This window comes from Ornithinimicrobium avium (genome assembly GCF_003351765.1).
Taxonomy (GTDB): Bacteria; Actinomycetota; Actinomycetes; order Actinomycetales; family Dermatophilaceae; genus Ornithinicoccus; species Ornithinicoccus avius.
This window is the reverse complement of record NZ_CP031229.1, coordinates 3836893-3863173: the sequence shown is the minus strand read 5'-3', so window position 1 is coordinate 3863173 and position 26281 is coordinate 3836893. Positions and strand designations below refer to the sequence as shown.

Annotated in this window: 26 protein-coding genes; 9 read left to right on the top strand and 17 right to left on the bottom strand. The window is 72.8% G+C overall.

Annotation, left to right across the window (positions count from 1 at the left end):
- Positions 1-24: 24 nt before the first annotated feature.
- Complete coding sequence (locus tag DV701_RS17840; RefSeq protein ID WP_114930364.1) at positions 25-1020, bottom strand: stage II sporulation protein M; 996 nt, start codon at positions 1018-1020, stop codon at positions 25-27.
- A gap of 63 nt (positions 1021-1083) precedes the next feature.
- Between DV701_RS17840 and DV701_RS17835 the strand changes: the two genes are divergently transcribed.
- Positions 1084-1887 (top strand): RDD family protein, encoded by an 804-nt coding sequence (locus tag DV701_RS17835; RefSeq protein WP_114930362.1) that lies wholly within the window; start codon positions 1084-1086, stop codon positions 1885-1887.
- Between the two features lie 49 nt (positions 1888-1936).
- Here DV701_RS17835 and DV701_RS17830 read toward each other — a convergent pair whose 3' ends face one another.
- The gene (locus tag DV701_RS17830; protein WP_114930360.1) at positions 1937-3055 is read right to left on the bottom strand and encodes an adenosine deaminase; all 1119 of its coding nucleotides are present in this window, start codon (positions 3053-3055) and stop codon (positions 1937-1939) included.
- A gap of 59 nt (positions 3056-3114) precedes the next feature.
- Here DV701_RS17830 and deoC point away from each other — a divergent pair, with 59 nt between their 5' ends.
- The 3 genes from deoC to DV701_RS17815 are packed head-to-tail and all read left to right on the top strand — an operon-like array spanning position 3115 to position 6544.
- Entirely contained in the window at positions 3115-4122 is a 1008-nt protein-coding gene (gene deoC, locus DV701_RS17825) for a deoxyribose-phosphate aldolase (RefSeq protein WP_456093833.1), read from the top strand.
- Between the two features lie 50 nt (positions 4123-4172).
- Positions 4173-5615, top strand: coding sequence for an aldehyde dehydrogenase family protein (locus tag DV701_RS17820; protein ID WP_114930356.1), 1443 nt, complete (start codon positions 4173-4175; stop codon positions 5613-5615).
- Between the two features lie 2 nt (positions 5616-5617).
- Positions 5618-6544: an aldehyde dehydrogenase family protein gene (locus tag DV701_RS17815; protein WP_114930354.1), complete on the top strand. Its 927-nt coding sequence runs from the start codon at positions 5618-5620 to the stop codon at positions 6542-6544.
- 44 nt (positions 6545-6588) lie between these two features.
- On the opposite strand, the gene DV701_RS17810 is transcribed toward DV701_RS17815, so the two are convergent.
- Positions 6589-7878 (bottom strand): thymidine phosphorylase, encoded by a 1290-nt coding sequence (locus DV701_RS17810; RefSeq protein WP_114930352.1) that lies wholly within the window; start codon positions 7876-7878, stop codon positions 6589-6591.
- Positions 7871-8554 (bottom strand): hypothetical protein, encoded by a 684-nt coding sequence (locus DV701_RS17805; protein ID WP_114930350.1) that lies wholly within the window; start codon positions 8552-8554, stop codon positions 7871-7873. Before DV701_RS17805 ends, DV701_RS17810 begins: the two co-directional genes overlap by 8 nt.
- Positions 8555-8584: 30 nt before the next feature.
- Here DV701_RS17805 and DV701_RS17800 point away from each other — a divergent pair, with 30 nt between their 5' ends.
- Positions 8585-9259 (top strand): hypothetical protein, encoded by a 675-nt coding sequence (locus DV701_RS17800; RefSeq protein ID WP_114930348.1) that lies wholly within the window; start codon positions 8585-8587, stop codon positions 9257-9259.
- Positions 9260-9292: 33 nt separating this feature from the next.
- Here DV701_RS17800 and DV701_RS17795 read toward each other — a convergent pair whose 3' ends face one another.
- The 8 genes from DV701_RS17795 to DV701_RS17760 all read right to left on the bottom strand — a co-directional run bounded on the left by DV701_RS17795 (position 9293) and on the right by DV701_RS17760 (position 19285).
- Entirely contained in the window at positions 9293-9688 is a 396-nt protein-coding gene (locus DV701_RS17795) for a cytidine deaminase (RefSeq protein ID WP_114930346.1), read from the bottom strand.
- Positions 9689-9699: 11 nt separating this feature from the next.
- Complete coding sequence (locus tag DV701_RS17790; protein ID WP_114930344.1) at positions 9700-11019, bottom strand: ABC transporter permease; 1320 nt, start codon at positions 11017-11019, stop codon at positions 9700-9702.
- Complete coding sequence (locus tag DV701_RS17785; protein ID WP_114930342.1) at positions 11016-12344, bottom strand: ABC transporter permease; 1329 nt, start codon at positions 12342-12344, stop codon at positions 11016-11018. Before DV701_RS17785 ends, DV701_RS17790 begins: the two co-directional genes overlap by 4 nt.
- Positions 12341-13966 (bottom strand): ABC transporter ATP-binding protein, encoded by a 1626-nt coding sequence (locus DV701_RS17780; RefSeq protein ID WP_114930340.1) that lies wholly within the window; start codon positions 13964-13966, stop codon positions 12341-12343. The genes DV701_RS17785 and DV701_RS17780 overlap by 4 nt, the downstream gene beginning before the upstream one ends.
- A gap of 146 nt (positions 13967-14112) precedes the next feature.
- Entirely contained in the window at positions 14113-15270 is a 1158-nt protein-coding gene (locus DV701_RS17775) for a BMP family lipoprotein (RefSeq protein ID WP_114930338.1), read from the bottom strand.
- Between the two features lie 186 nt (positions 15271-15456).
- Positions 15457-16698 (bottom strand): amidohydrolase, encoded by a 1242-nt coding sequence (locus DV701_RS17770; protein ID WP_114931359.1) that lies wholly within the window; start codon positions 16696-16698, stop codon positions 15457-15459.
- 87 nt (positions 16699-16785) lie between these two features.
- Positions 16786-18369, bottom strand: coding sequence for an acyl-CoA mutase large subunit family protein (locus tag DV701_RS17765; protein WP_114930335.1), 1584 nt, complete (start codon positions 18367-18369; stop codon positions 16786-16788).
- 22 nt (positions 18370-18391) lie between these two features.
- Positions 18392-19285 (bottom strand): quinone-dependent dihydroorotate dehydrogenase, encoded by an 894-nt coding sequence (locus DV701_RS17760; RefSeq protein WP_228255112.1) that lies wholly within the window; start codon positions 19283-19285, stop codon positions 18392-18394.
- Between the two features lie 27 nt (positions 19286-19312).
- Here DV701_RS17760 and DV701_RS18975 point away from each other — a divergent pair, with 27 nt between their 5' ends.
- The 3 genes from DV701_RS18975 to DV701_RS17750 all read left to right on the top strand — a co-directional run bounded on the left by DV701_RS18975 (position 19313) and on the right by DV701_RS17750 (position 21883).
- Complete coding sequence (locus tag DV701_RS18975; RefSeq protein ID WP_228255111.1) at positions 19313-19465, top strand: hypothetical protein; 153 nt, start codon at positions 19313-19315, stop codon at positions 19463-19465.
- A gap of 28 nt (positions 19466-19493) precedes the next feature.
- Positions 19494-20600 carry a mannose-1-phosphate guanylyltransferase gene (locus DV701_RS17755; RefSeq protein WP_114930331.1) on the top strand — a complete coding sequence of 369 codons (1107 nt, stop codon included), beginning with the start codon at positions 19494-19496 and terminating at the stop codon, positions 20598-20600.
- 131 nt (positions 20601-20731) lie between these two features.
- Complete coding sequence (locus DV701_RS17750; RefSeq protein ID WP_202863580.1) at positions 20732-21883, top strand: glycosyltransferase family 4 protein; 1152 nt, start codon at positions 20732-20734, stop codon at positions 21881-21883.
- A 112-nt stretch (positions 21884-21995) separates the two neighbouring features.
- On the opposite strand, the gene DV701_RS17745 is transcribed toward DV701_RS17750, so the two are convergent.
- Positions 21996-22481 (bottom strand): 2'-5' RNA ligase family protein, encoded by a 486-nt coding sequence (locus tag DV701_RS17745; RefSeq protein WP_228255110.1) that lies wholly within the window; start codon positions 22479-22481, stop codon positions 21996-21998.
- Positions 22482-22663: 182 nt separating this feature from the next.
- Entirely contained in the window at positions 22664-23185 is a 522-nt protein-coding gene (locus tag DV701_RS18970) for a LysM peptidoglycan-binding domain-containing protein (protein WP_114930327.1), read from the bottom strand.
- 227 nt (positions 23186-23412) lie between these two features.
- On the opposite strand from DV701_RS18970, the gene DV701_RS17735 reads away from it, so the two are divergent.
- On the top strand, positions 23413-24405 hold the full coding sequence (locus DV701_RS17735) for a malate dehydrogenase (protein WP_114930325.1): 993 nt from the start codon (positions 23413-23415) through the stop codon (positions 24403-24405).
- Between the two features lie 66 nt (positions 24406-24471).
- Here the strand turns inward: DV701_RS17735 and DV701_RS17730 are convergent, their stop codons facing one another.
- From DV701_RS17730 to DV701_RS17720, 3 genes are all read right to left on the bottom strand, one after another.
- Entirely contained in the window at positions 24472-24795 is a 324-nt protein-coding gene (locus tag DV701_RS17730) for a DUF3017 domain-containing protein (protein ID WP_114930323.1), read from the bottom strand.
- Positions 24792-25652 carry a bifunctional methylenetetrahydrofolate dehydrogenase/methenyltetrahydrofolate cyclohydrolase gene (locus DV701_RS17725; protein WP_114930321.1) on the bottom strand — a complete coding sequence of 287 codons (861 nt, stop codon included), beginning with the start codon at positions 25650-25652 and terminating at the stop codon, positions 24792-24794. Before DV701_RS17725 ends, DV701_RS17730 begins: the two co-directional genes overlap by 4 nt.
- A gap of 65 nt (positions 25653-25717) precedes the next feature.
- The gene (locus DV701_RS17720) at positions 25718-26263 is read right to left on the bottom strand and encodes a glycine cleavage system protein R (protein WP_114930319.1); all 546 of its coding nucleotides are present in this window, start codon (positions 26261-26263) and stop codon (positions 25718-25720) included.
- Positions 26264-26281: the final 18 nt, after the last annotated feature.

Sequence of the window (26281 nt, the reverse complement as noted above, 5' to 3'; positions counted from 1 at the left end):
CTCCCGGCGCCGCCCCGCCCCGGCTCACCCCGTCGTGGGCGCGGACGCGGACTGCAGGTGCTCCCCCACGTCCCCGCTGACCCCGGCCCGCACCGCGCGCCGGCCCAGGGTGAAGACGTAGACGAGGAAGAGAGCCAGCGCGAGGACCCCGATGCCCACCCTGGCCCAGGTCGGCAGCGGCGAGGGCGTCACGAAGCCCTCGATGAGGCCGGAGACGAGCAGGACGACGACGAGACCGAGCGCGACCCCCGCGGCCGTGCGGCCCTCCCGGGCCAGGTTGGCCAGCCGGGTGCGCGGCCCCGGTGCGACCCACGCCCAGAAGAGGCGCAGGCCGACGCCGGCCGCGACGAAGATCGCCATCAGCTCCAGCAGCCCGTGCGGGGTGATCAGCCCCCAGAAGACGTCGGCCCGCCCGTGCCGGTGCATCAGGGAGCCGATCACGGCCAGGTTGGCGATGTTCTGCCACAGCAGGACGACTACCGGGAAGCCCAGCACGCCGAGTCCGATGCAGCGAGCCGCCACCCAGGCGTTGTTGACCCAGACCAGCGTCGAGAAGCTGCTGGCCGCGTGCTCGGAGTAGTAGGACTCGAACTGCACGTTGACCAGCAGCTGCACCTGCTCCGGGCTCATCAGCGAGTTCTCGACGACCGGGTGCTCGTAGAGCCACCACCCCAGCACCAGCGCGACGAGGACGTTGACCGCCGCGGTGATCCCCCACCACCAGCGCAGCCGGTAGAGCGCCGCCGGGAAGTCCTCGGCGAAGAAGCGGCCCACCCCGGACCAGGACAGGGTCGGCACCCGAGAGGCGCGCGCCCTGGCACGGACGACCAGCGTGGAGAGGTAGCCGACGACGGCCGGGTCCGGCGCCGTGGAGCGGACCAGCGACAGGTCGGTCGCCGCGAGCTGGTAGCCGTCGACCAGCTCGTCCGCCTCGGCCCCGGTGAGCCGTCGGCGACGAGAGAGCGCGTCGAGCCGCCCCCACGCCTCCCGGCGTCGTCCCACCAGCGCGTCCAGGTCCACCCGGGTCACTGTATGCGGTGCTCCCGGGCCCTCCTGCCGCCCGCCCTACTAGGCTGATCGACCATGGCGGCCCGGGGGATCTTCGACACCGAGCGCTTCGTCACCGCCGAGGCGGTCGAGGTGGAGCTGCCCGCGGCCTCGCTGCCCCTGCGGATGGTCTCGGGGATCATCGACCTGCTCGTGGTCGCCGCCGGCGTGCTGATCCTCCTCCTCGTGACGCCGTTCGAGCTCTTCGGCCGGGACGCGGCGCTCGGCCAGGCGTTCGGGATCGTCGTCATGGCCCTGGTGATGGCCGGGCTGCCGATCACCCTGGAGACCCTCCTGCACGGGCGCACCGTAGGCAAGCTCGTGATGGGGCTGCGCACCGTGCGCGACGACACCGGGCCGATCGGCCTGCGGCACGCCACCATCCGCGCGCTCGCCGGCACGGTCGAGCTGTGGATGACGTTGGGCGGGCTGGCGCTGCTGGTGGCCGCGACCAACGAGCGGGCCCGCCGCATCGGCGACCTGCTCGCCGGCACCTACGTCGTCCGTGAGCGCGTGCGCCTGCGGCTGGTCGAGCCGCCCGAACCGAGCCCCCAGCTGGCCGCCTGGGCGGGGGGAGCGGACATCGGCGTCATCCCCGACGCCCTTCTCGTCGCGGTCCGCCAGTTCCTGCTGCGGGCGCCCGGCCTCACCGCCGAGGCCCGCGCGTCGACCGGGCCGGCGCTCGCCGGTGCGGTGCTCGAACGGGTCGCGCCACCTCCCCCCGGCGGCGCGCACCCCGAGGACGTGCTCGCCGCGGTGCTGGCCGAGCGCCGACGCCGCGACGAGGACCGGCTGGACCGGGCCGACGCCCTGCGCGCCCGGCTCCTGCCCCCCGGCTGACCCCGCGCGGCATCTTCGTGCCGGGGGTTCTCTCGGGAGTCTGTTCTGCTCAGGTCCCGTCATAGGCGGGCTTGAGCACTCCCTCGATGATGTCCAGCCGCTCGTCGAAGGGCAGGAAGGCCGACTTCATCGCGTTGACCGTGACCCGGCGCAGGTCCGCCCGCGTCCACCCGGCCCGCTCCACGAGCAGGCCGGCCTCGCGGGTCATCGAGGTGGCGCTCATCAGCCGGTTGTCGGTGTTGAGGGTGACGCGGAACTGCAGGTCCTTGAGCAGGCTGATCGGGTGCGCCTCGATCGAGGCGGCAGCGCCGGTCTGCACGTTGCTGCTGGGGCACATCTCCAGCGGGATCCGCGTGTCCCGGACGTAGGCCGCCAGCGCCCCGAGCTCGAAGGCGCGGGGGTCGGTCGCGGCGCGGGCGATCGCCGCCGGCAGGTCCTCGGTGACCGGCACGCCGTCCAGAACGATGTCGTCGACGATGCGCACCCCGTGGCCCAGACGGTCCGCTCCGCAGAACTGGATCGCCTCCCAGATGCTCGGCAGGCCGAACGCCTCGCCGGCGTGGATCGTGAAGTGCGCGTTGTGCTGGCGCAGGTAGTCGAAGGCCTCCAGGTGCCGGGTGGGCGGGAACCCGTCCTCGGCGCCGGCGATGTCGAAGCCGGCGACCTGGTCGCCGAGATGGCGCACGGTCAGCTCGGCGATCTCGACCGATCGCGCCGCGTGCCGCATGGCGCTGGGCAGGACCCTGACGCGGATCGGCCGGCCCTGCCCGGCCGCCTCCTCTTCGCCCTCCCGAAAGCCGCGGTTGACCGCCAGGACGACGTCGTCGAGCGTCAGCCCCTGGCGCAGGTGCTGCTCGGGGGCGTAGCGGGACTCGGCGTAGACGACCCCGTCCGCGGCCAGGTCGACCGCGCACTCGCGCGCGACCCGCGCCAGCGCCTCCCGCGTCTGCATGACGCCCACGGTGTGGTCGAAGGTCTGCAGGTAGCGCACGAGCGAGCCGGAGTCGGCGGCCTCGGCGAACCACCGGGCCAGGTCGTCGACGTCGTCCGCCGGCAGCGCGTCATACCCCTCCTGCCGGGCGATGTCGAGGACGGTGGCGGGGCGCAGGCCGCCGTCGAGGTGGTCGTGCAGGAGCACCTTGGGCAGGGCGGCGAGGTCGGTCTCCATCTGCGCATCCTGCCAGATCGCGCAGCGGCCGGTCAGGGCTGCCGGGCTACACTCGGGCGGTGACCACAACCCCTGACACCGTCGCCGTGACCGCCGCGGACCAGGAGGCCCGGGCCCGCGACGTCCTGGGCGTGTCGCGCCTGACCGACACCGCCCTGACCTCGTGGCTGCACGGGCTGCCCGGCGTGGACCAGGTCGGGTGCGAGGCCCGCGCCGCCGCGCTCGGCACCCGCTCCATCAAGACGACCTCCAAGGCCTGGGCGATCGACCTGGCGATCTCGATGATCGACCTGACCACGCTCGAGGGCGCGGACACCCCCGGCAAGGTCCGCGGCCTGTGCACCAAGGCCCTCTCGCCGCTGCCCTCCGACCCCAGCACGCCGCGGCCGGCGGCCGTCTGCGTCTACGGCGACATGGTCGCCACCGCCAGGGCGACCCTCGGCGCCAGCGACGTCAAGGTCGCGGCGGTCGCCACCGCCTTCCCCAGCGGCCGGGCCAGCCTCCCGGTCAAGCTGGCGGACACCCGGTACGCCGTGGAGGCCGGCGCCGACGAGATCGACATGGTGATCGACCGTGGCGCGTTCCTCTCCGGTGACCACGTGACCGTCTTCGAGCAGATCGTCGCCGTCAAGGAGGCCTGCGGCGACGCGCGGCTCAAGGTCATCCTGGAGACCGGTGAGCTGGTCACCTACGACAACGTGCGCCGCGCCAGCTGGCTGGCGATGCTCGCGGGCGCCGACTTCATCAAGACCAGCACCGGCAAGGTCGCGCCCGCCGCCACCCTCCCGGTCACCGTGGTCATGCTCGAGGCGGTGCGCGACTGGCTGGCCCTGACCGGGCGGATGGTGGGCGTCAAGCCGGCCGGTGGCATCCGCACCAGCAAGGACGCCATCAAGTTCCTCGTCGCGGTCAACGAGGTCGCCGGGGAGGCGTGGCTGTCGGACGAGTGGTTCCGCTTCGGCGCCTCCAGCCTCCTCAACGACCTGCTGCTGCAGCGCCAGCGGATGAGCACCGGTGCCTACTCCGGCGCCGACTACATCCCCGACGACTCGCCCAGCCTCTACTGAATCCCACGGGGGCTGCGCCCCCGTGCACCCCCGAACCGACAAGGACCGTCATGCCCACCTTCGAGTACGCCCCCGCGCCGGAGTCCCGCGCGGTCCTCGACCTCGCCTCCTCCTACGGACTGTTCATCAACGGCGAGTTCACCCCGTCCACGGGCGGCGCCAGCTTCAAGACGGTCAGCCCGGCCACCGAGGAGGTCCTCGCCGAGGTCTCCGAGGCGAGCGAGGCCGACGTCGAGGCGGCCGTGGCCGCCGCGCGCACGGCATACACCCGCGTCTGGTCCAGGATGTCCGGCGCCGACCGGGGCAAGTACCTCTTCCGCATCGCCCGGATCCTGCAGGAGCGCGCGCGCGAGTTCGCGGTGCTGGAGAGCCTGGACAACGGCAAGCCGATCCGTGAGTCGCGCGACGTCGACATCCCGCTGGCGGCGGCGCACTTCTTCTACCACGCCGGCTGGGCCGACAAGCTCGACTGGGCCGGCCTGGGCGCCGACCCGCAGCCCTACGGCGTCGTCGGCCAGGTCATCCCGTGGAACTTCCCGCTGCTGATGCTCTCCTGGAAGATCGCCCCCGCCCTGGCGACCGGCAACACGGTCGTGCTCAAGCCGGCCGAGACGACGCCGCTGACCGCGCTGCTCTTCGCCGAGGTCTGCCAGCAGGCCGACCTGCCGCCGGGCGTGGTCAACATCATCACCGGCGCCGGCGCCACCGGCCAGGCGCTCGTGGGCCACGGCGACGTGGACAAGGTCGCCTTCACCGGCTCGACCGCGGTCGGCAAGGCGATCGCCCGGACCATCGCCGGCACCCGCAAGAAAGCCACCCTGGAGCTGGGCGGCAAGGCGGCCAACATCGTCTTCGACGACGCGCCGCTCGACCAGGCGGTCGAGGGCATCGTCAACGGCATCTTCTTCAACCAGGGGCACGTCTGCTGCGCCGGCTCGCGCCTGCTCGTGCAGGAGTCGGTGGCCGAGGAGGTCCAGGAACGCCTCAAGGCGCGCCTGTCGACCCTGCGCGTCGGCGACCCGCTGGACAAGAACACCGACGTCGGCGCGATCAACAGCCGCGCGCAGCTGGACAAGATCACCGAGCTGGCCGCGGTCGGAGAGGCCGAGGGGGCGCAGCGCTGGTCGCCGGAGTGCGAGCTGCCGAGCAAGGGCTTCTGGTTCGCCCCGACCGTCTTCACCGGCGTCAGCCAGACCCACCGGATCGCCCAGGAGGAGATCTTCGGGCCGGTCCTGTCGGTGCTGACCTTCCGCACCCCCGGCGAGGCGGTCGCCAAGGCCAACAACACCCCCTACGGGCTGTCCGCCGGCATCTGGACCGACAAGGGCTCGCGCATCCTGTGGATGGCCGACCAGCTCAAGGCCGGTGTCGTCTGGGCCAACACCTTCAACAAGTTCGACCCGACCAGCCCCTTCGGCGGCTACAAGGAGTCGGGCTACGGCCGCGAGGGCGGCCGCCACGGACTGCAGGGCTACGTCAGGACGGGAGCGTGAGCATGGCCGATTCTCGAGTCGACGTGCGCAAGACCTACAAGCTCTACATCGGGGGCAAGTTCCCCCGCAGCGAGTCGGGCCGCTCCTACGAGGTGTATGCCGCTCCGCGCGGCTCGCGCACCTCCGCCTCGCGGACCGACCCGCCGTTCCTCGCCAACGTCGCCCAGGGCTCGCGCAAGGACGCCCGCGACGCGGTCGTGGCGGCCCGCAAGGCTCAGCCCGGCTGGGCCGGCGCCACCGCCTACAACCGCGGCCAGGTGCTCTACCGGGTGGCCGAGGTGATGGAGGGCCGCCGCGACCAGTTCGTGGCCGAGGTCCGCGCCGCGGAGGGGCTGACGCCCGCGCGGGCCGAGGCCGCGGTGTCGGCCGCGATCGACCGGTGGGTCTGGTACGCCGGCTGGTCGGACAAGTACACCCAGGTCGACGGGGCGCTCAACCCGGTCGCCGGCCCCTACTTCAACATCTCCGCCTCCGAGCCCACCGGTGTCGTGGCGGTGCTCGCCCCGCAGCGGTCCTCGCTGCTCGGCCTGGTCTCCGCCGTCGCCCCGGTGATCGTCTCGGGCAACACCGCGGTGGTCCTGACCTCGCAGGAGCGGCCGATCCCCGCGATCACGCTGGCCGAGGCGCTGGCCACCTCCGACGTGCCCGGCGGCGTGGTCAACATCATCACCGGCCGGACCGCCGAGGTCGCCCCCTGGCTGGCCTCGCACCGTGACGTCAACGCCATCGACCTCACCGGCGCCGCCGGTGTCGAGGACCTGTCGTGGGGCCAGCTGGAGGCGGCCGCCGCCGAGAACGTCAAGCGGGTCCTGCGCCCGGCCGGCGACGGGCCCGCGGCCGTCGAGCCCGATTTCGTGCCGGTGCCCGACCTGACCCGCCTGCGCACCTTCCAGGAGACCAAGACCGTCTGGCACCCGAAGGGCGTGTAAGGCCCGACCACAGCGGTGCGCTCGCACCGCTGTGCCGGCGAGGGTCAGGCGATCCGGTCGATGACGATGTCGCGACGCCCGTCAGCGGTGCCGCGAGAGCCGATGTCCCAGGCGCCCTCCAGCGCCTCGACGGCCCGGGCGAACCGCTGGGGGGTGTCCGTGTGCAGGGTCACCAAGGGCTGGCCGCCCCTGACCCTCTCGCCCGGCTTGGCGTGCAGCTCGACGCCGGCGGCGGCCTGCACCGGGTCCTCCTTGCGGGCGCGCCCGGCGCCGAGGCGCCAGGCGGCGACGCCCACGGAGAAGGCGTCGAGGCGGGTGAGGACGCCGTCGGCATCGGCCGTGACGACGTGGGTCTCCTTCGCCGTCGGCAGCGGCGCGTCCGGGTCGCCTCCCTGTGCGGAGATCATCCGGCGCCACACGTCCATCGCACGACCGTCGGCGAGTGCGTCGGCCGGGTCCACGTCGGTGACGCCGGCGCCGGCCACCATCTCCCGGGCCAGCGCGAGCGTGAGCTCGACGACGTCCGCAGGACCGCCGCCGGCGAGCACCTCGACCGACTCGCGCACCTCGAGCCCGTTGCCGGCGGTCCGCCCGAGCGGCGTGGACATGTCGGTGAGGAGCGCCACCGTGCGCACCCCGGCGTCGGTGCCGAGCGCCACCATCGTCTGCGCCAGCTCGCGGGCGTCGGACTCGGTCTTCATGAACGCGCCCGAGCCGACCTTGACGTCGAGCACGAGCGCGCCGGTGCCCTCGGCGATCTTCTTGCTCATGATGGAGGAGGCGATGAGCGGGATCGCCTCGACCGTGCCGGTCACGTCCCGCAGCGAGTAGAGCCGTTTGTCGGCCGGCGCCAGGCCGGACCCGGCGGCGCAGATCACCGCGCCGACGTCCTCGAGCTGGGCGAGAATCTCCTCGTTGGACAGCGCCGCCCGCCAGCCGGGGACGGCCTCCAGCTTGTCCAGGGTGCCGCCGGTGTGACCCAGTCCTCGACCGGACAGCTGCGGCACCGCGACCCCGCAGGCGGCGACGAGCGGCGCGAGGGGCAGCGTGATCTTGTCGCCGACGCCTCCGGTGGAGTGCTTGTCGGCCGTGGGCCGGGACAGGGAGGAGAAGTCCATCCGCTCGCCGCTGGCGATCATCGCCGCGGTCCAGTCGGAGATCTCCCGGCGGGTCATACCGTTGAGCAGGATCGCCATGGCCAGGGACGCCATCTGCTCGTCGGCGACGACCTCGCGGGTGTAGGCGTCCACCACCCAGGCGATCTCGTCGGTGGACAGCTCTCCCCGGTCGCGCTTGGTGCGGATGATGTCGACGGCGTCGAAGGACTCACTCATGGCGACCAGTGTGGCCCATCCGGAGGCAGGTCTGGACGACCCTGGTCACCTTCGAGCCCGGCGGGTTCTCCCCCCGCGCCTCGCGGACCTGCCCGTCCAGCGCCCGCAGACCCCTCACGAAGGCGTCCCGGTCCGGTCCCGAGCTGCCCGCAGCGGCGCCGAGCGAGCGCTGCATCCTCGCGACGAGGTCGTCGATCTCGTCGAGCACCCTGGTCGTCTCGGTGGCCGTGCCCTCGGACGCCGCGCGCTGCAGGTCGTGTCCGGAGCGCGTGAGGTGCAGCTGGCCCAGGGACACGACCGGGTCGGAGGAGGTGCTCGCGGTCCCGCCGGTGGCCGCCGTGCCCGGGGAGGAACCGGGATAGTGCGGCACGTCGATCGTCGGCATCGGGTGCTGCGGCTGCCCGGCGCCGGGCTGACCCTGGCCGGCCCCGGCGGGAGCGTCCTGGGGCCCCTGCTGGGGCCAGCGGGGCTGCGAGCCGGCCCACCCGCCCTCACCGACCCGCCCGGGCCCGCCGTCGCCGCGCGACCGGCTGCGACGGCCCAGGATGTTGACGAGCACGGCGCTGACGACGATCAGCGGCACCAGCGAGGCGTCGGCGTCGAGGACGCGCAGCAGCACGAAGACCGCGATCAGCCAGCCCCACCAGGGCACCCTGCGCACGTTCACCTGCCGCACCCGCTGCCACCGTGTGACATCCTGTCCCGCGTGCTCATCGCTGACGTCATGGCCCTCGTCGTCCCTCCTGTGACCGACCTGCTCCGTCGGAGCCGGTCCCGTGGTGGGACGAACGGCACCGAGCCGATGTTCCCCACCATCGTCGCAGTCCGCAACGACCGGGTGGTCGCGGCGGTCACCTCCCCCCGGCTGGAGATCACCCTCACCTGCGCCCAGACGATGGCCGTGGGTCTGGGCGCGACGGCGCTGGTGCTCGCCGCCCAGGCCGACCTCGGGGGCTCCCCGGTCGTCGGCTACTCGGTGATGACCGGGGACCGCAGGGCCAAGTTCGCCGTGCAGGGGGTGCGCTTCGAGCAGGACGGGTCGGTCGCCTTCGCCGAGCCGGTCGACGGCGGCGACCCCCACGACGCGACCATCCTGACGGTTCTCGCGGAGGCCATGGCGCAGCGTCCTGTGGACGTGACGAGGGTGGCGCGCAAGGACCGGGGCGGGACCTTCGGCGAGGAGCTCTTCCTGCCGTCGGAGCAGGGTCGTGTCGTCGTCGACGCGGGCACCATGCAGACCCTGCACGAGCGGGTCGCGGGTGTCTCCGGCGAGGCCGTCTACGTCGCCCGCAGCCCCGAGGCCGCTCGCCTCGCGCTGGAGGCCGGGCTGCCGCGCACGTCGCTGGTGAGCGCCGAGGACTGGCGCCCCGCGGCGGGCTGAGGACCGCCCGGACCGACCGGCCCGGTGGGCCGCTCAGACGTCGAGGTCCTCGGCGCCGAACGCCTGGGGCAGCACCTCGTCCATCGCCAGCACGCCCTCCGGCGTCTGCAGCAGGCACGCCGCTCCCCCGTGCTCCCAGATGAGCTGGCGGCACCGCCCGCACGGCATGAGCAGCTGCTCCTGCCCGCCGACGCAGACCACGGCGACCAGCCGCCCACCACCGCCGGCGACCAGGTCGGAGACCATGCCGCACTCGGCGCACAGCGTGACGCCGTAGCCGGCGTTCTCCACGTTGCACCCGAGCACCACGCGGCCGTCGTCGACGAGCGCGGCGGCGCCCACCGGGAAGCGCGAGTAGGGCGCGTAGGCACGGCGCATGACCCCGACCGCGGCCCCGCGCAGGGCGTCCCAGTCGACCTCGTGGCTCACGGCATACCTCCTCAGCTCTTGGTGTAGGGGATCCCCTCCGCCGCCGGCGGGCGCACCCGCCCGACGAAGCCGGCGACGGCGAAGATCGTGATGACGTAGGGCAGCATGAGCAGGATCTCCGAGGGGACGCCGCTGCCGATGGTCGACAGCACGTTGCCCAGGTTCTTGGAGAAGCCGAACAGCAGGGCCGCGGCGACCGCGCCCTTGGGGTTCCACTTGCCCAGGATCATCGCCGCCAGGGCGATGTAGCCCTGGCCGGCCGACATCTCCCGGCCGAAGGCCAGCCCCGACCCGACGGTGAAGAACGCGCCGCCCAGGCCGGCGACCGCGCCGCCGAGGATCGTGTTCCAGACCCGGCGCGGGTTGACCTTGATGCCCACCGTGTCCGCCGCCTTGGGATGCTCGCCGACCGCCCTGGTGCGCAGTCCCCAGCGGCTGCGGAAGAGCATGAACTGCAGGAGCGCGACGATGACGTACATCAGGTAGATCAGGATCGTCTGGTTGAACAGCACCGGGCCGATCACCGGGATCTGCGCCAGGCCGGGGATCGGCAGCCTGGGCAGCGGCATGCGGGAGTTCCACAGCGCCTTGTTGTCCGACAGGAGCGTGGCGAACAGGAAGCCGGTCAGGCCGATGATGAGGGTGTTGAGGACGACCCCGACGATGATCTGGTTGACCCGGAAGCTCACCGAGAACCACGCCAGGGCAGCGCCGACGAGGGCGCCGGCGACGGGCGCGGCGAGCAGGCCGGCATACCCCGACCCGGCGGCGGAGGCGACCACCGCTGCCCCGAAGGCGCCGAAGAGCAGCTGGCCCTCGATCGCGATGTTGATGATGCCAGAGCGCTCGCAGATGACGCCGGACATCGCCCCGAAGACCAGCGGCACCGAGAGCGCCAGGGCGCCGGCCAGGAGGGAGACCATCGGGATGACGGTCGACTTCCCGGCCCCGACATAGGTGAGGAAGGCGAGCACGAAGGCTGCCCCGACCACGATGTGCACCCAGGCGGGCACGGGGCGTCCCTGCCGGTAGCGCAGGACGGCCAGGACCAGGCCGGCGACCATGACCAGGACGAGCACGAGCAGCGAGACGAGCGAGGGGACCGGAGCGTTGGGGATCCGGAACAGGTCCGTGCCCGCACCGAACTGGAAGTTGGTGCGCGCGTCGGCGGGGACGTTGAGCACCCAGGCCAGCAGCGTCACCAGCGCCGCCAGGGCGTAGACCACCGCCGTCTTGATGCTCCCCCGCGGTCGGGCGCGGGTGACGTCGCCGGCCTCGGCCGGGGGCGTGGGCGGCGTCGCGGGCTGCTGGGATCGGGTGGCGGTGCTCATGCCGAAGCCTCCGTGGTCGCAGGAGCGGCCCTTCGTCGCCGTGGCCGGTCGGGATCGGGCAGCCGGAAGATGGAGCGGACCAGCGGTGGCGCCGCGATCAGCAGGACGATGAGTGACTGCACCACCAGCACGATGTCGATCGGGGTGGCGGTCAGCGACTGCATGAGGAACCCGCCGGCCTTGAGCCCCCCGAAGAGCAGCCCGGCGAAGAAGGTGCCCCAGGGTCGCGAACGTCCCAGCAGCGCCACCGTGATGGCGTCGAAGCCGAAGGAGGCGGCCACGCCGGCGGTGAGCGAGCGTTCGGTGCCCATCACCTGCCCGCCGGCGGCGAGCCCGGCGAGGGCACCGGCGACGACCATGGTGATGATCGTGGTGCGGCCCACCGACATGCCTGCGGTGCGCGCGGCCGCGGGGCTGGCGCCGACCGCGCGGATCTCGAAGCCGATCGTGGAGCGCTCCATCAGCCACCACACCGCCAGGGTGGCCAGGATCGCCACGACGAAACCCCAGTGCAGGCGGAAGCCGTTGCCCGGCCACAGCCACTGCGGCACGAGCAACGGGTAGGTCGCGTCGGCGGCGATCGCCGGGCTGCGCTGACCGGTGCGACCCGGGTTGAAGGACGGCTGCTTGAGGATGTAGCTGATCAGGTACACCGCGACGTAGTTGAGCATGATCGTCACGATCACCTCGTTGGCACCGAAACGGGCCTTGAGCAGCCCGGGGATGCCGCCCCAGACCGCGCCGCCGATCAGTCCGCCGAGGATCGCGACGAGCAGGTGGATGACCGGCGGCAGGTCGAAGGCGAAGCCGAGCCAGGCGGCCACGATCGCGCCGACGACGATCTGGCCCTGGGCACCGATGTTGAACAGGCCGGCCCGGAAGCCCACGGCGATGCCCAGCCCGGCCAGGATCAGCGGGATGGAGAACACCATGGACTCGGTGAACGGCTTGACCATCCCGGCCAGGGTGCCCGCCCGCCAGTCGAAGACCGACCCGCGGAACAGCGCGATGTAGGCGTCGGTCATCGACGTCCACGCCGCCGAGAGCAGGTCCGTGGGACGCGCGAAGAAGTAGCTCGCGGCGTCCCGGACGTCCTGGTCGGCGAAGGCGATGAGCAGCCCGCCGATCAGCATCGCCAGCACGACCGCCAGCACCGACATCAGCGCGCTGCCGGAGAGGATCTGGTGCAGCACCGTGGGACGGTCCTGCTCGCGGTGGGTGGGACCCTGGTCGCTGCCCGTCTCCCCCGGCGGGGCCGCGAGGACCGACTGCTCCTCGCCCGCGTCGGACCCGGTGGGCCGCCCCGGCCCGGTCTGGTCGCTCACTCCTGCTCCTCCCTGCTCTGCTGCTGGACGTCGGGTATGCCGTCCCCGTCCAGGTCGGCCCTCGCCAGCGCCGACCGGTGCTCGCTGGCCTGCCGCTGGGCCTCGTCCACGGGCACGCCGGCCATCATCAGGCCCAGGACGTCCCGGCTCACCGGCGTGCCGTCCTCCTCGACGGCGTCCAGGATGCCGACGATGCGCCCTCGGTACATGACGGCGACCCGGTCGGCCAGGGCCATCACCTCGTCGAGCTCGGTGGAGACGATGAGCACCGGGGTGCCGTTGTCGCGCTCGGCGACCATCCGCTTGTGCACGAACTCGATGGAACCCACGTCGAGGCCCCGGGTGGGCTGGGAGGCGACGAGCAGGCGCAGCGGACGGGACATCTCCCGGGCCAGCACGACCTTCTGCGCGTTGCCGCCCGAGAGGGTGGAGATCGGGTCCTGGACCGAGGTGAGACGCACGTCGAACTCCTCCGTGCGGTGCTCGGCGTTGGCCGTGACCGTCGCCGGGTCCATCGACACCCCCCGCGCGAACGGCGCCGTGTCGTAGACGTCCAGGACGAGGTTCTCGGCGATGCTGAAGCTGGGCACCACGCCGTCCGTCGAGCGGTCCTCGGGGACGAAGCCCAGCCCCGAGTGCAGGCGCTTCTTGACGCTGCGCACCAGCAGGTCCTCCTCACCCAGCGTCATCGTGCCAGCGTCGGCCTCCTCGAGCCCGAGGATGACCTCGGCCAGCTCGGTCTGTCCGTTGCCCTGGACGCCGGCGATGCACAGGATCTCCCCGGCGCGCACGTCGAAGGAGATGTCGTCGACCAGGACCGTGCCGTTGCCGGAGACGACGCTGAGGTCCCTGACCTGGAACGCGGCCTCCCCCGGGTCGGCGGGGGGCTTGTCGACGGTGAGACTGACCGAGCGCCCGACCATGAGCGAGGCGAGCTCGGTCTCGGTCGAGCTCGGGCTGGCCTCGCCGACCACCTTGCCGCGCCTGATGACCGTGATCCGGTCGGCCACCGCGCGCACCTCGCGCAGCTTGTGGGTGATGAAGACGATCGAGGTGCCGGCCGCCTTGAGCTCGCCCATGATGCCGATCAGCTCGTCGGTCTCCTGGGGGGTCAGCACCGCGGTGGGCTCGTCGAGGATGAGCACATGGGCGTCCCGGGAGAGCGCCTTGATGATCTCGACGCGCTGCTGGACGCCCACCGGGAGGTCCTCGACGACCGCGTCCGGGTCCACGTGGAAGCCGAACCGGTCGGAGATCTCCGTCACCCGGCGGCGTGCCTCGTCCAGGCGGAGCACCCCGCCCGGACCGGCCGGCTCGTAGCCCAGCGCCACCGACTCGGCCACGGTGAAGACCGGCACCAGCATGAAGTGCTGGTGGACCATGCCGATGCCGGCGGCGACCGCGTCGCCCGGGCCCTTGAAGCGCACCGGTTCCCCGTCGACGAGGATCTGTCCGTCGTCCGGGTCGTACAGCCCGTAGAGGACGTTCATCAGCGTCGACTTGCCGGCGCCGTTCTCGCCCAGGAGGGCGTGGATCTCTCCTGGCTCGACGACGAGGTCGATGTGGTCGTTGGCCACCAGAGAGCCGAAGACCTTGGTGATTCCCTGCAGCTCGAGCTTCATCGCGCTTCCTGCTTCATCCTGCACCTCACGGGGCGGGCGGTCGGTTCGGGGAGAGGGTATGCCGCCGGCTGGGACAGCGTAGCGGCCCGGCCCCCTGGGGCCGGGCCGCTACCGGGAGTGTCAGCCGATCAGCATCGGCCGCCGCGTCACTGCTGCGGCGCGTTCGGCGTCTCGATGACGAGGTCGCCGGAGATGATCTGCTGCTTGTACTCCTCGATCTTGTCGGTGAGCTCCTGCGGGACGTCACCCTCGAAGTCGTGGTACGGGGCCAGGCCGACGCCCTCGTTCTCCAGGGTGCCCACGTAGGGCTCGTTGGTGAAGCCACCCTCGACGGTGTCGGTGACGGTGGTCTCGACCGCGGCGCCGATCTGCTTCATCACCGAGGTCAGCATCAGGTCGCCGTACTCCGAGGCGGTCACGAAGCCGTCCGAGTCGACCCACACCAGCTTGACGCCGTCGGCGGAGGAGGCCGCCGCGGCGGCACCCAGGCCCACCGGTCCGGCGACCGGCATGATGATGTCGGCGCCCTGGGAGATGAACTGCTCGGTCAGGGTCTGACCCTGGCTCTGGTTCTCGAAGTCGCCGGAGAAGGAGCCGTCCTGGGCCTCCTTGTCCCAGCCGAGGAGGTTGACGTCGGTGCCGTTGTCCTCGTTGTACTTGTCGACGCCGTCGGAGAAGCCGTCCATGAAGATGGAGACCGACGGGATCTTCAGGCCGCCGAAGGTGGCGACCGTGCCACTCTCGGACATGCCCGCCGCCAGGTAACCGGCCAGGAAGCTGGCCTCGGCGGTGTTGAAGAGGATCGGCTTGGCGTTGTCGATCTCCACCGGCTGGAAGTCGGCATCGCTGAAGGCGGAGTCGATGAGCGCGAAGTTGGTGTCCGGGTTGTCCTCGGCCGCGGCCTGGATGGCGTCCTCGAGGAGGAAGCCGACGCCGATGACGATGTTGCAGTCCTGCTGGACGAGGTTGTTGACGTTGGTGGTGTAGTCCGTGTCGGCCTGCGACTCGACCTCGACCGCCTCGATCCCGAGATCTGCGGCCACGGTGTCGAGGCCCTCCTTGCCGGACTGGTTGAACGACTGGTCGTCGAAACCGCCGGAGTCGGAGACCATGCAGGCCTTGAAGTCCTTGTTGTCTCCGGCCGCCTCGGTCTGCTCGGCGCCCTGCTCGGCGCCCGAGGTGTCGCCGGCGTCGGCGTTGGACTCGCTGGTGGTGCTGTCTGCGCTGTCCGGCGCCTGGCCGCAGGCTGACAACGAGAGAGTGGCGGCCGCACCCAGGGCCGCGAGCTTGAGAACCCGACGCACGGTGAACTCCTTCTGTCCGGGGGAAAGTGCACGCAGATCGTATCCCGCCCTACCGCCTGGTAGGGCCGCGACGATCGTGCCCGCGCGAACGTGACAGAGTCGTGACCTACGGACGAACCACGCGCATCTTGAGCCCCACCAGCCTCACCAGACCCGTCACGGCGAGTGAGGCAGCCGGCCGGGCTCCTACCGCAGACCCTCCGGCCCGGTCGAGGTCAGCACCGACGCGGCGAGCAGCGAGGCCGCCACGGTGATGCTGCGCTCGTCGACCACGAGGTCACCCTGGTGCAGCTCGTGCGTGGGCCCGCCGGGGCTGCGCGTGCCCAGTCGCGCCATCGCCCCGGGGACCTGGGTGAGGTACCAGCCCAGGTCCTCACCGCCCATGGACTGCCTGGTGGGGACGACGGCCGACGGACCGAGCAGCGTCATGGCTGCCCGCGACATCGCCACGACGGCGGCGTTGTCGTTGTCGACCGGCGGCACGCCGCGGGTGTAGGTCACCCGCGCCTCCACCCCGTAGGGGGCGACGACCGAGCGGACGACGTCCTCGACGAGGTCGCCGACCTCGTCCCAGGTGTCGGTGTCCAGCATGCGCAGGGTGCCCATCGCCTCGCCCTGGGTGGGGATGACGTTGGGCGCCGACCCGCTGCGCACCATCCCCCAGACGAGGGTCGCTCCTGAGCGCGGGTCGAGGCGGCGGGAGAGCACGGCGGGCACCTCGGTCACGACCTTGCCCAGGGCGAAGGTGAGGTCCTGGGTCAGGTGCGGCCGGGAGGTGTGGCCGCCACGTCCGGTGAGCACGACGTGGATGGCGTCGGAGGCTGCGGTGATCGGGCCCACCCGCAGCCCCACGGTGCCGGCGTCCACCGCAGGGTCGCAGTGCACCGCGAAGAGGCGGTCCACCCCGTCCAGCCCTCCGTGCTCCATCACCGCCTGCGCGCCGCCGGGCATGACCTCCTCGGCCGGCTGGAAGATCAGGCGGGCGGCGACGCCGCGCCCGACGAGCTCGTCCTCGACCGCCTTGAGGGCCAGCCCGGCCCCGAGCAGGCCCACGGTGTGCACGTCGTGACCGCATGCGTGGCACACGCCGGGGTTGCGGGAGGCGAAGGGCAGGCCGGTCGCCTCCTCCAGGGGCAGCGCGTCGAGGTCGGCGCGCAGCGCCACGCGCACCCGCGGCTGCGGCGCCCCGATCTCGGCCATCAGGCCGGTGCCGGGCAGGGCCCGGACCGCGACCCCTGCCTCGTCGAGCGCGTCGGCGACCAGGGACGTGGTCCGCAGCTCCTGCCAGGACAGCTCCGGGTGCTGGTGGATGTCACGGCGCAGCTCGCGCAGCCGTTCCCCCTGCCGCTCCACCTCGGCGGCGATGCGACCGAGCGCGCCCACGGGTCCCGGTCCGTTCCCGGCGGCGGGCACGGTCCGGTGGGGCATGCTGGCGGTCTCGGCTGTCACGTGTGGGTCACTTCGCGGGTCGACGGGGCGGGGCGCTGCCCAGGTTACCTCCCGCCGCCGGCCCGCTCAGAAGGTCTCCCGTGGCTGGTACTGGCCCCACACCTCCCGCAGCGCGTCGGCGACCTCGCCGCCGGTCGCCCGCGCCCGCAGCGCCTCGCGCATCGGCAGCAGCACGTTGTCGCTGCCGCCCGCCGCCGCCCGCAGCTCGTCGAGCCGCCTGGAGACCTCCTCGCCGTCCCGGTCGGCGCGCAGCCGCTCGAGCCCCTCGGCCTGCTGCGCCTCGATGACCGGGTCGACGCGGAGCGGCTCGTAGTCCTCCTCCTCCTCGACCTGATAACGGTTCTGCCCCACGACCACCCGCTCGCCGGAGTCGATCTCCAGGGCGGTGTCGTAGGCGGAGCGCTCGATCTCGCTCTTCTGGAACCCCTGCTCGATGGCGCTCACCGCGCCGCCGCGGTCGTCGACCGCGGCGATGAGCTCGGTGATGGCTGCCTCGAGGTCGTCGGTGAGGGACTCCACGACGTAGGACCCCGCGAAGGGGTCGACGGTGCGGGTGACGTCGGTCTCGTGGGCGAGGACCTGCTGGGTGCGCAGCGCGAGCCGGGCCGCCTTGGCGGAGGGCAGCGCGATCGCCTCGTCGAAGGAGTTGGTGTGCAGCGACTGGGTCCCGCCCAGCACGGCACCGAGCCCCTGCAGCGCCACGCGCACCAGGTTGACCTCCGGCTGCTGGGCGGTCAGCTGCACGCCGGCGGTCTGGGTGTGGAAGCGCAGCATCAAGGACTTCGGGTCCTGCGCGCCGAACTCCTCCTTCATGATCCGCGCCCAGATCCGCCGGGCCGCGCGGAACTTGGCGACCTCCTCCAGGAGTGTCGTGCGGGCCACGAAGAAGAACGACAGCCGCGGCGCGAAGTCGTCGACCGCCAGACCGGCCTCGACCGCCGCCTGCACGTAGGCCTTGGCGTTGGCGAGCGTGAAGGCCACCTCCTGCGCGGGCGTCGCGCCGGCCTCGGCCATGTGGTAGCCGGAGATCGAGATGGTGTTCCACCTCGGCAGCTCCTGGCGGCAGTAGGCGAAGATGTTGCTGATCAGCCGCAGCGACTGCGCCGGCGGGTAGATGTAGGTCCCGCGGGCGATGTACTCCTTGAGCACGTCGTTCTGGATGGTGCCGGTCAGCTTCGCCGCGGGTATGCCGTTGCCCTCCGCCACCAGCTGGTACATCAGCAGGAGCGAGGAGGCCGGCGCGTTGATGGTCATCGAGGTCGACACCTCGTCCAGCGGCAGCCCGTCGAAGAGCACCTGCATGTCCTCGACGGAGTCGATGGCGACGCCGACCTTGCCCACCTCGCCGGAGGCGAGCGGGTGGTCGGAGTCGTAGCCCATCTGCGTGGGCAGGTCGAACGCGACCGACAGCCCGCCCGTCCCGTTGGCGACCAGCTCCTTGTAGCGGGCGTTGGACTCCGCCGCGGTCCCGAAGCCGGCGTACTGGCGCATCGTCCACGGCCGCCCGGTGTACATCGTCGGGTAGACGCCGCGCGTGTACGGGTAGGAACCGGGCTCGCCCAGGGCGGTGCCCGGGTCGAAGCCGGAGAGGTCATCCGGTCCGTAGACCGCCTTCATCGGCAGCCCGGACTGCGTGGTCGACTCAGCCATGTCGGCAGCCTACTGGCCCCGCCTACCGGCGCGACGTGGCCTCCGCCGCCTCGGCGACCAGGGTCGGCCCCGCGTAGACCAGGCCGGAGTAGAGCTGGACCAGGCTGGCGCCCGCGTCGAGCATCGCCCGCGCGTCCGCGCCGGACATGATCCCGCCCACCCCGACCACCGGCAGCTCGGTCCGGGCGGCGACGTGGGCGACCACCTCCCGGGCGCGCAGGGTCAGCGGCGCGCCGGACAGCCCGCCGGCCTCGGCCTCGGCACGCGTCCGCTCCCGCGGCGCCACGCCATCGCGGGACAGCGTGGTGTTGGTCGCGATCACGCCGGACACGCCGGCGGCGGTCGCGACCTCCAGCGCCTCGTCGAGCGCACCGTCGGTCAGGTCCGGTGCCAGCTTGACCAGCACCGGGGTGCCCCCCGCCGCCCGGACCACCGCGGTGAGCAGCGCGGTCAGCGGCCCGGCGTCCTGCAGCGAGCGCAGCCCGGGGGTGTTCGGGCTGGAGACGTTGACGGCCAGGTAGTCGGCCAGCCCCTCCAGCGCGGCCACCGACTCCAGGTAGTCGTCCACCGCCTCCTCCACGGGGGTGACCTTGCTCTTGCCGATGCTCACGCCGACCGGGATCCGCACCAGGTCCTGCTCGCGCGCGGTGCGCAGCCGGTCGGCCAGGGCGTGGACACCGAGGTTGTTGAAGCCCATCCGGTTGATGACCGCCCTGCTCTCCGGCAGGCGGAAGAGGCGAGGACGCGGGTTGCCCGGCTGCGGGCTGGCGGTGACCGTGCCCAGCTCGACGTGCCCGAAGCCCAGCGCCCCCCACGTCGCCACCCCGCGCCCGTCCTTGTCCATCCCGGCGGCCAGGCCGATCCGGTGCGGGAAGCGCAGCCCGAGCAGCTCGACGGGCGCACCCTCCCCCAGCACCGGCCCCACGGCATACCCCCGAGGACGGTGAGCGCGCGGACGGGCGCGGTGCGACCGAGCGCCTGGGCGGCGAGCACGGTGGCGTGGTGGGCCGTCTCGGCGTCGGTGCGCCACAGCAGCGGGCGCGCCGTCCTCCGGTATGCACTCTCCCCCGCCCGTCGCGCGCCGCGCCGCAGCTGATCCATGGCCTCACCCTAAACTGGTGGGCATGCCCTCCCCCGCGCCCCAGGTCGACGACCTGGGCGACGTCACCGCGGTCGTCCCCGCCGGGGGCGTGGGCACCCGGCTGTGGCCGCTGTCGCGGGCCTCGGAGCCCAAGTTCCTGCACGACCTGACCGGCGCCGGCCGGTCCCTGCTCCAGAGCACCGTCGACCGGCTGGAGCCGCTGGTGGGCGGCCGGGTGATGATCGTCACCGGCGCCCGGCACGCGGCGGCGGTGCGCGAGCAGCTGCCGGGTGTGGCGGACGTGCTCGTCGAGCCCAGTCCTCGCGACTCCATGCCCGCGATCGGGCTGGCCGCGGCCGTCCTCGAGCGGCGCGACCCCCGCTCCGTGCTCGCCTCCTTCGCCGCCGACCATGTCGTCGGCGACCTCGACGTCTTCGACGACCGGGTCCGCCAGGCGGCCCGCGCCGCCCGCACCGGGGCGCTGGTCACGCTCGGCATCACCCCGACCTACCCGGCCACCGGGTTCGGCTACGTCCGGGTGGGCGACCCGGCCGACGTGCCCGGCGCACCGGACGCGCGCCGGGTGGCGGCCTTCGTGGAGAAGCCGGACGCCCGCACCGCCGAGGACTTCCTCGCCTCCGGCGAGCACCTGTGGAACGCCGGCATGTTCGTCGTCCGCGCCACCGTCCTGCTCGAGCTGCTCGCCGAGCAGCACCCCGAGATGGTCCGGCTCCTGCGCCAGGTCGCCGCGCGCCCGACCTCGATCGAGGACGTCTGGGACTCGCTGACCAAGATCTCGATCGACCACGCCGTCGCCGAGCCGGCCGCCCGCGCCGGCCGGGTGGTCGTCGTCGCGGCGCCCTTCGCGTGGGACGACGTGGGCGACTTCGCCTCGCTGGCCACGCTGCTGGCCGGGAGCGGGGACGAGGACGGGCTCGTCGTCCTCGGGGAGCGCCGGCTGGTCGTCAACGAGGGATCCACGGGCCTGGTCGCCGCGCGTGGCGGCCGCACGGTGGTCACCCTCGGCGTGGACGACGTGGTCGTCGTCGACACCCCCGACGCGCTGCTGGTCACCACCCGGCAGCGCTGCCAGGACGTGCGCGGCGTGGTCGCCACGCTGCAGCGTCTCGGGCGGGAGGACCTGACCTGAGCTTCCTCCACCCCCACCGCCCGGACCGTCTGCCCCGCGACGGCCTCGGCCACCCGCTGGTCCCACGCCGCTCGCCCGACACGCAGCTGGATCGCACCGAGGCGTGCCCCGCGCCGCCCATGCTGGACCACGTGCGCGTCGCGATCGTCACCGAGTCCTTCCTGCCCGCACTCAACGGGGTCACCACGAGCGTGTGCAAGGTCCTCGAGGGCCTGCGCGCCCTGGGCCACGACGCGCTCGTCGTCGCTCCCGGCACCAGCCCGTGGAGCCCGACGATGCCGCCGGAGCGCTACGCCGGCTACCCCGTGCACACCGTCACCAGCGTGCCGGTCCGCCAGTTCAGGGTCGGCCTGCCCTCCTACGAGCTGGAGACCGTGCTGCACCGGTTCCGGCCGGACGTCATGCACGTCGCGTCCCCGTTCGTGCTGGGCGTGCGCGGGCTGACCGCGGCCCGTGCCCTGGACATCCCCTCGGTGGCGATCTACCAGACCGACATGCCCTCCTACGTCCGCCAGCACTCCGGCCCGGCCGGCGACCTGACCGCCCGGGCGGCCTGGCGCTGGATCCGGCGGATCCACCAGCAGGCCGACCTCACCCTCGCCCCCTCCACGGCCGCGCTGGCGGACCTGCAGGCGCACGGCATACCCCGGACCGCGCTGTGGGGACGGGGGGTGGACGCCGACCTGTTCCACCCCGACCGCAGGGACGACCCCGAGACCATCGCCCTGCGGACCCGGCTCGCGCCGGACGGCGAGGTCCTGCTCGGCTACGTCGGGCGGCTGGCCCCGGAGAAGGAGCTGCACCGGCTGCGCGAGCTCGCCGACCTGCCCGGCACCCGCCTGGTCCTCGTCGGCGAGGGGCCCAGCCGCGAGCAGCTCGAGGAGGAGCTTCCCGGCGCGGCCTTCCTCGGCAGGCTCGAGGGGGCGGACCTGGCGCGCGCCTACGGGGCGTTCGACCTGTTCGTGCACACGGGCACCCGGGAGACCTTCGGGCAGACGCTCCAGGAGGCCGCGGCGGCCGGGCTGCCGGTGGTCGCCCCCGCGCGCGGCGGTCCGCTGGACCTCGTCGACGTCGGCCGCTCCGGCGACCTCTTCGACCCCGACGTGCCCGGCGACCTGCGCGCCCGGGTCGCACCCTTCGTCTCCGCGGACGCCGCGCGGCGCCTCGAGATGGGCCTTGCCGGGCGCGCGCAGGTCGTGGCCCGCTCGTGGCCCGCCCTCGTCGACCAGCTCCTTGGGCACTACGCCCAGGTGGTCGGCAGCGGCTCGCGCACCGCGGCCTGACCCGCCTCCTCCCGACCTGTGCACCGGAAGACGACTTGTGCGGTGGATATTTCCCGTGCACAAGTCCTGTTCTGGTGCACAGGTCGTGCCCGCTCCTCGTCCCGGCGGACGGTCAGCCGGTCAGCGCGTAGTCCTCGACCCGTCGCCAGACCTCGTCCCCGCCGTGCAGGTAGAGCCGGAAGCTCGAGGCGGTGAAGGCGCAGGTGAACGCCTCAAGGTCGGCGAAAGCCCGGTCGAGCACGGCCGGGGGCCGGTCGTGCACGAGCGTCACGTGCGGGTGGTAGGGGAAGTCCAGCACCCGGCTCACCGGACCTGCCCTCACGGCGCGCTCGAGGCGTTCGCAGCTGGAGACGCCGTTGGCGACCTGCACGTAGACGACGTCGGAGATTGGCCGGAAGGTTCCGGTCCCCCTCAGAAGCACCTCGAAGCGCGGGTGCCTCGCCGCCACCTCCGCCAGGTGCCGGCGCAGGGGCGTGAGGTTCTCGGGCTCGACCGGCGTCGGCGGCATGAGCGTGATGTGCGTGGGGATGTGCTCCGCCCGCTCCTCGCCGTAGCCCGTCCGCAACCCCTGCAGGTAGCGGCCCCAGGGGTCGGGCACCGGTAGAGCGACCCCGACGACGGGGGACGCAGACGTGCCGGGTGTGCCGGCCGAGCCAGGGCGGTCCACGCGCGCCACCCTACCGTCCTCCCCCGGGGACGGCGCCGGGCCCCGCAGCAACGCTGCGGGGCCCGTCCGGTGCCCGTCCGGGGCCGCCCCGGGGACGGCCCGGCGTCCTGGTCTCAGTCGTTCGGGACCTTGAAGACCTGGCCCGGGTAGATGAGGTCCGGGTTGTCGAGCTTGTTCAGGCTGGCCATCTCGCGCCAGTCCACCCCGTACTTGGCGGCGATCCCCGAAAGGGTGTCGCCGGACTTGACGGTGTAGGTCCGGTGCTCCTTCTTCGCCTCCTGCTCGGCCTCCTCGCGCGTGGCCTGCTCGGCCTCGGCCTTCTTCTGGGCCGCCTCCTCCTTCTTGTCGGCAGCCTTGGCCTGGGCGTCGGCCTTCTCCTCGGCCGCCTCGCGCCTGGCCTCGTCGGCGTCGTCCTGGGCCTTCTTGGCGTCCTCGGTCGAGGTGGTGTCGGCGGGGTCGCCGGCCTTCCTGGCCGCCTCGTCCGCGCGCTGCTGCAGCTCGTCGGCACGCTTCTGGGCCTCGGCCCTGACCTTGTCCGCCTGCTCCTGCGCCCTGTCGGCCGCCTCCTTGGCCTTCTCGGCCCGCTCGGCGTCCGAGGTGGTCAAGGCGTCCTTCACCTTGTCGAAGAATCCCACGTGGTACTCCTTCCGGCAGACCCGGGCAGAGGGCTTGTGCCCCCGCACCGTCCCGGGCCCGGTCCGTCCGCAACATAGTCCTCCTCGTGTGACGACCGCCACTTGTGGGTCGGCTGGCACGGGCCGGCTGGAGATCCAGTGCTAGCGTCGGCACACGGTGCCGGGACCCGACGGCGGGGACGCGGCACCCTGTGCACCGCATACCGAAGTGAAGGGCATCCCCACATATGAGCACTCCCGTCAAGGTGGCCGTCACCGGCGCCGCCGGCCAGATCGGTTACAGCCTCCTCTTCCGCATCGCCTCCGGCGAGCTCCTGGGCAAGGACACCCCCGTGGAGCTGCGGCTGCTGGAGATCGCGCCGGCCCTCAAGACGCTCGAGGGCGTCGTGATGGAGCTGGACGACTGCGCCTTCCCCACGCTGGCCAAGGTCGAGATCGGGGACGATCCGAACGTGATCTTCGACGGCGCCAGCGTCGCGCTGCTGGTCGGAGCGCGACCGCGCAGCAAGGGTATGGAGCGTGGCGACCTGCTCGAGGCCAACGGCGCCATCTTCACCGCCCAGGGCAAGGCGCTCAACGACCACGCGGCGGACGACATCCGGGTCACGGTGACGGGCAACCCGGCCAACACCAACGCGCTCATCGCGATGAGCAACGCCCCCGACATCGGCAGCGAGCGCTTCTCCGCCCTCACCCGCCTGGACCACAACCGGGCCGTCGCCCAGCTGGCGGCCAAGGTCGGCGCGCCGGTCAGCGAGGTCACGCACATGACGATCTGGGGCAACCACTCGGCGACCCAGTACCCCGACCTTTTCCACGCCCGGGTGGGCGGGCGCAACGCCGCCGAGGCGGTCGGCGACCAGGCCTGGATCGAGGACACCTTCATCCCGACGGTCGCCAAGCGCGGCGCCGCGATCATCGAGGCGCGCGGGTCCTCCTCGGCCGCCTCGGCGGCCTCGGCCACGATCGACCACACCCGCGACTGGCTGCGCGGCTCGGCGCAGGGGGACTGGGTCTCGATGGCCGTCCGTTCCGACGGCTCCTACGGCGTGGCCGAGGGCCTGATGAGCTCCTTCCCGGTCACGACCACCGCGGGCGGCGGCCACGAGATCGTCCAGGGCCTGGAGATCGACGACTTCTCCCGCGGCAAGATCGACGCCTCGGTCGCCGAGCTCTCCGACGAGCGCGACGCCGTGACCCAGCTCGGCCTCATCGGCTGACCTGACCGACCCGGCGCCGACCACGAGGGCCCCTCCCGTCCCACGGGATGGGCCCTCGTCCGCTCGTCAGCTCGTCAGCCGCAGCGTGCTGGCCAGCACCGCCACCGCCCCACCGAGCAGGGCCATGGCCGCGACGTCCGTCCAGCGCCCGCGCACGGCCAGTCCGCCGGCACGGGAGTCGGGCAGCACCGCGCGCAGCAGCGCCAGGACACCCAGGGTGGCGCCGACGGCATACCCGTAGGCACGCAGGTTCTCGGTGACCAGGAGCACGCCGGCCGCGCCGAGGCCGAGCACGCCGAGCCACCACACCCCGAGGGGTTGCCGCGGGCGGGCGGCGCGCCCGGCGTCCAGGTCCTCGTCGAGGGGCCGTGCGGGGTCCCCCTCGCTCACGCCGGCGGCTCGACCCCCGCGGCCCGCTCGGCCGCCTCGACCACGTTGGCCAGCAGCATCGCCCTGGTCATCGGGCCGACACCCCCGGGGTTGGGGGTGAGGTAGCCGGCCACCTCGGCGACGTCCTTGTGCACGTCCCCGGCGATCTTGCCGTCGCGGCGGGCGACGCCCACGTCGAGGACGGCGGCGCCGGGCTTGACCATGTCCGGGGTGATGATGTCCGGGACGCCGGCGGCCGCGACGACGACGTCGGCCTGGCGGGTGTGGGCGGCGAGGTCCTTGGTGCCGGTGTGGCACATGGTGACCGTGGCGTTCTCGGAGCGTCGGGTGAGGATGAGGCCGAGAGGGCGCCCGACCGTGAGACCGCGGCCGACCACCACGACCTCCGCGCCGTTGAGCGGCACGTCATACCTGCGCAGCAGCTCGACGCAGCCCACCGGGGTGCAGGGCAGGGGCGCCTTCTTGTTCATCACCAGGGAACCGAGGTTGAACGGGTGCAGCCCGTCGACGTCCTTGCTCGGGTCGACCCGCGAGAGGATCGCGAACTCGTCCAGCCCGGTCGGCTGCTGCACGAGGAAGGCCGTGACGTCCGGGCGCTCGTTGAGCTCGTCCACCACGGCCAGGACCCCCTCCAGGGACGAGCCCGCGGGCAGGTCCTTGCGGATGGAGGTGACACCGATCTCGGCGCAGTCCTTGTGCTTGGCGCCGACGTACCAGGTGCTCGCGGGGTCGTCGCCCACGAGGACCGTGGCCAGGCCGGGCACCACCCCGGCCTCGGCGAGCCGGGCCACACGGGCCCTCAGCTCGTCCTTCATCGTCGCCAGAACCGCCTTGCCGTCCAGAACCGTCGCAGTCATGCTCCGGAGTCTAGTGGGAGCGCCCGCCACGGGGGGCGGGCACCGTCGACGGCGGCGGCGCGACGTCACTCCCAGACGGCAGCCTGGTCCGCGGCGTCGAAGGTGACGTCCACCTGGAGCTCCTGGGCCAGCTCCTCGAGGGCCTGCTTCAGGGCCTCGACGTCGACGTCGGCAGGCGCGCGGAAGGCGCAGCGTGCCTCGAAGAGGTCGCCCCCGGCCTGCGGCGCGGGCACCACCCGGGTGTCGAGGGCCTCGACCGAGACCTTCTGCCGGGCCAGGACACCGCTGACCTGCTGGACGATCCCGGGGTGGTCGTGCCCGACGAGGTCGAGGTGGAAGGTCTCGCCGGCCTCCCCCTCGACGCCGGCCGCGGCGCCGTCCTCCGCGCCCTGGACGCTGATGTCGAGCCCCTCGAGGCTGCCGACGGCCCGGGTCAGGGCTGAGGCGTGGGCGTCCGGGACGTCGACGGTCACGATGCCGGCGAACTTCCCGGCGAGCTGGGCGAGCTGGCTGCGGCCCCAGCTGCCCCCGTGCTCGGCGACGACGTCCGCGAGCGAGCTGACGAGACCCGGGCGGTCCTCGCCGATGACTGTGATGACAAGAGTGGCCATGCGTGGACCCTATCTGCT